4 protein-coding genes and 2 pseudogenes (1 of these 6 running past the window's edge) are annotated in these 4,730 nt (G+C 32.8%); 1 reads left to right on the plus strand and 5 read right to left on the minus strand.

What is annotated here, in order from left to right; genetic code table 11:
- The 5 genes and pseudogenes from A2255_04460 to A2255_04480 all read right to left on the minus strand — a co-directional run.
- A pseudogene (locus A2255_04460) lies at positions 1-402 on the minus strand (hypothetical protein); it reaches 247 nt to the left of the window's first position.
- A gap of 45 nt (positions 403-447) precedes the next feature.
- Positions 448-1,551, minus strand: coding sequence for a ferredoxin oxidoreductase (locus A2255_04465; protein OGI21098.1), 1,104 nt, complete (start codon positions 1,549-1,551; stop codon positions 448-450).
- Positions 1,552-2,362: 811 nt separating this feature from the next.
- Positions 2,363-2,854, minus strand: a complete 492-nt coding sequence (locus A2255_04470; protein OGI21099.1) for a 2-C-methyl-D-erythritol 2,4-cyclodiphosphate synthase — start codon at positions 2,852-2,854, stop codon at positions 2,363-2,365.
- Positions 2,838-3,668 (minus strand): hypothetical protein, encoded by an 831-nt coding sequence (locus A2255_04475; GenBank protein ID OGI21100.1) that lies wholly within the window; start codon positions 3,666-3,668, stop codon positions 2,838-2,840. The genes A2255_04470 and A2255_04475 overlap by 17 nt, the downstream gene beginning before the upstream one ends.
- 28 nt (positions 3,669-3,696) lie before the next feature.
- Complete coding sequence (locus tag A2255_04480; protein OGI21101.1) at positions 3,697-4,221, minus strand: hypothetical protein; 525 nt, start codon at positions 4,219-4,221, stop codon at positions 3,697-3,699.
- Positions 4,222-4,356: 135 nt separating this feature from the next.
- On the opposite strand from A2255_04480, the pseudogene A2255_04485 reads away from it, so the two are divergent.
- Positions 4,357-4,730 (plus strand): annotated as a pseudogene (locus A2255_04485) (ornithine carbamoyltransferase).

Here is a 4,730-nt window from a genome sequence, read left to right on the forward strand (position 1 = left end):
AGTCATGCCATAATTTGTATTGTTAACAAGGATTACTAGCATTTTTTCATTTCTAACAGCTGCGTTCACAAGGTGTTGAGCACCAATTGCAAGACCGCCACCATCACCCATATAAGCAATACCTACGGTATCAGGTCTAGCTCTTACAACTCCATAAATAACTGGGGTTGTACGTCCGTGGTGTGCTTGTATGGTATCTATATTCATATAATTCCAAGATAACAAGCTACAACCTATATCACATCCAAAAACAGCTCTATCATGCAGATTTAATTCATCTATAGCTGAAGCTAATGTTTTTAATGTCATACCATGTCCACAACCAGGACAAAATTTGCTTGCGCCCGGATCTGGATTTTGTGCTTGTGGTATTCTTGGAGGAATTGTTAATACACTTGGCATATTTATCTCCTTTAATTCTGATTAAAATAATCTATCTAAAACTGCTTATACACTTGCTGGTTGTCTAAGCATTTGTTCAACTTTTTCTACGATATCACCACCGGTTACACCAACACCCATTTTATAGAGTGTATCGTATGGGGTATTTAAACCGTAAAGTTTTTCAAGTGCCATTCTTGCCATTTGACCATTTGCTGATTCAGTAAACAATACTTGCTTAGCACGTTTTACAGCATTCCTTAATGGTTCAACAGCTAAAGGTCTGATTGTTACAGGTCTGAATAAACCAGCTTTGATTCCTTTTTCTCTTAATTCATCAATTGCAGTTATTGCACTTCTTGCAACAATGCCATGTGCAATAATTAAGATGTCAGCATCATCAGCTTTATATTCTTTGTATTCAGCAATTTCAGGAGTTATTCTATTAAATTCTTCTTCATAAGAATCAAGAACTTCCATTAATTCTTCTTCAAGGTTGAAGCAATTTCTCATATGAACAGGCTTTCTATCAACACCTGCAACTCCTTCAGCTCTTAAGAATGGAGTAGCTGGAATCATTTCAATGCCTCTTGATTCTGGATCATACATTACTACAGGCTCTCTCATTTTGCCTTGATATCCATCAGCTAAGATGTAAGTTGGGAATTTATATTTCCAAGCAGTATTGAACGCCTTAATTGTATAATCATAAAGATCCTGGTGACCAGCTGTTGAATATACAATTCTGTGGCCTTCACCATTACCGCCAAAAACAGTTAAAGTTGTTTCTTGTTGTGCATAAATAACTGTAGCGGTACTTGGGCCGCCTCTTTGCATAACTGCACATACAAACGGTATTCTCATCATTTCTGCCATTGACATAGCATCTTGCATAATTACATTTCCCGGGCCAGCTGTTGCCGTGAAAGCCTTTTTACCAGCTAAAATTCCACCAACTGTCGAAAACCCAGCTGAAATTTCATCTTCTGTTTGAAGAAATCCAGCTTCGGTTTTTGGCAACAATTTACACCAGGTATGCATGATCTCATTTTGAGGGGTAATAGGATAACCATACATAAATTCAGCACCTGCTGAATTTGCCGCATATGCTATTACTTCATTTCCGGTCATGAATAACTTTGTGTCTTCTTTAATGAGTTTGTTTACCATGTTTTCATACCTTCCAGGTTAATTTCCTAACACTTTTTTAAAATACTACAAAAATAATCTATGTGTTGAAAAAATTATTTAAATTTTAAGATTAATTTATTCAACATTTCTAATTTTATTCAATAGAATTATAACATTCAATTGAAATTCAATTTCGACTAACCCTGTAGGATCTCAAGTAACAAATATTTTTTATATACACATATTTAGATGCTTTTTAAATACAATTGTTTCTCTTTATATCTTGTTTTCAGGGTATTTATTTATTGAATATTAAATTTAATGAAATAATTAAATTATAAGCCTAAAAGTCAATAACTATATGCTTTTTCTTTATTTTTACCCACAATAAAAATAAAGAAAAAGCACCAAAAAGATCTGAAGATATTTAAGCAGCAAATTAAGTTTAAATATAAAAATGCAAGGTCATTTAACCTTGCATTTTTTGTTATTCAGAAGTCTGTCTTTTCTGTTTTTCTTGTAAATGCCGATCCTGCACATCAGGAGATCTGACTTCTTTTTCTGGATGCTTACAAGCAGGACAATATTTCTGAACTTCCTGTAAACTTGTATACTCTTTCTTACATTTTTTACATACTGCCATTATAAATCCTCCCAATTTTAAATTGATATTATTAAGAAAGAATATCAATTTAAGCAATAAGAAACATCCCTATTCATGGCAAAAATATTTTTGGTAATATCTATTACCTAACTTAGGTTAACGACTAAAGCCTTTGAATCAGTGGGACTTAGTTTAAAGTTATCAGTTATCGTTGGAGTACACTATATTTTTTATTAATATTTCAAATTATTTAGACATTTTCTCTAATAAAATAACTGCATGAGCTGCAATGGCTTTACCTTCACCAACAGGCCCCATCCCTTCCATTGTTGTTGCTTTCACTGAAATTTGATCTACATCAATTTCAAGCACTTCTGCAAGCTTTTCTTTTATAAGAAAAATATAACCTGCTAGCTTAGGACGCTCTGCCTGTATAACTGTATCTATATTATTAATTTTATAATTTTCAGCTTCAACCAAATATTTAACTTTTTTTAAAAGTTCAAGGCTATCAATATCTTTATATACCGGATCTGATGGGGGAAAATATCTGCCAATATCTCCAATAGATACTGCTCCAAGCATTGCATCCATAATGGAATGGGTTAATATATCTGCATCAGAATGGCCAAGTAAACCCAAATGATAAGGAATCTCTATTCCACCAAGAATTAACTTTCTGCCTTCCACTAGTTTATGAATGTCATAACCATTTCCAACTCTATATTGCTGATTCATCTGTTAACTCCAATGCATATTTTTCTATTGCTAAAGCCGCTCCATCATTCTCAACTGTATCAGTTACAAGTTTTGATACTTTTTTCAATCCCTCATCTGCATTACCCATTGCTATTGGTAATCCTGCAATTTCAAGCATATCTTTATCATTATCCTGATCACCTATTGCCATTATTTGAGAGCGTTTAATACCCCATTTTTCAGCGAGAAAAAGAATCGAACGTCCTTTTGATGCCTGATTATTCACAACCTCACAGTATAAAGGAGTAGATTTACTAATATTTAAAATATCAGAATATTTGTTCCTAAGATAATCTCTTACTTCCGTTGTTTTTTCCGGAGTATCATCTATCGCAAGAATCTTGGTAGGACTTAAATCTGCTACTTTATCAAAAGAATCTACTTTATGATAAATAATATGTCTTCTCGCTGCATATTCTTTTAATATGTCAGTTTCTTCTTCCACAAATAACTCATCATCAAGGTAAACATTTACCTGAAGGTTCAATTCTCTTAATTCTTTAATTATCACCTTGGAATGCTCAGGAGATATAGTATAATGCATAAGAATTTCATCAGAATTATAAAATTCTCTGACCATACTTCCCTGATATGTAACTAAAGGGGTTTTTATGCCTAAACCTGCTGCAATTGGCACAGCGGCACTGTACATCCTGCCTGTTGCAAGAACTACATAAATATTTGAATCTATAGCTTTTAATATTGAGGTTTTTACCCTATCAGAAATATGGAACTTACTATCCATAATTGTTCCATCTATATCAAGAGCTATTAATTTTATCTTATCAACCATACTTTGTAGTCCCATATTAATATGTATATTATTTTATCAAGCTTAAACCAATTATTGTTTTAGCATCGGTAATTTTACCTTCTTTTATCATACTCCAAGCTAAATCAATATTAACTATCAATGGCTCTATTATTTCACCATAATCAAGATTTGTCTCAGAAAAAGACAAATCATAAGCTTTGTAAAGGTACAGTTTTTCATCACAAAATCCTGGAGCAGTATAAATAAAACCTAATGATTCCCAGGATTCAGCACTATATCCTGTTTCTTCTTGCAATTCCCTCTTTGCAGCAAGAAATGGATCTTCTCCTCTGGTTAATTTTCCGGCAGGAAGCTCTATTAATTCCTGTCCTATAGGATAACGCCACTGTTTAACAAGAATAATATCATTATTTTCTGTAACCGGTACAATAACCACTCCTCCCGGATGCTCTACAACTTCGCGAAAATGCTCTTTTCCGTCACTTAAAAGTACATCATCACGTCTTACATTTATTATGTATCCTGTATACTTAATTTCACTTGATATTGTTTTTTCTCGTAAAGTTTGCATTTACAATCCCTTTATTAATATGTTTATATAGTTTTAGCAGATTATAATAAGTTTGATAATTTTTCAAGGTGATAATATCACCTAACTTATATCAAGTGCCAAAGGCACAAATTTCAATATAAGGGAGAATTAAATATGAAATTAAAAGGAAAAGATTTTTTAACACTAGCTGATTATGATAAAGAAAGTATAAATTATTTACTTGATCTTGCCAGCAGACTAAAGCAGGACAATAAAATTGGCAACAAACACCATATTCTAAAAAATAAAACTCTTGCGATGTATTTTGAAAAACCCAGTCTTAGAACCAGAATGAGTTTTGAGGTAGGAATTCAACAATTAGGTGGTAATGCTCTGGTTTTAAGAAAAGAAGAAATCAATCTTGGAGTTAGAGAAACTATTGCAGACACTGCAAGAGTAATATCAAGATATGTAGATGGCATTATGATTAGAACTTTTGCACACAGTGATGTTGAAGAATTTGCAAAATGGGCCGATATTCCGGTAAT

The sequence above is a fragment of the Candidatus Melainabacteria bacterium RIFOXYA2_FULL_32_9 genome (assembly GCA_001784615.1).
Classification (GTDB): Bacteria; Cyanobacteriota; Vampirovibrionia; order Gastranaerophilales; family UBA9579; genus UBA9579.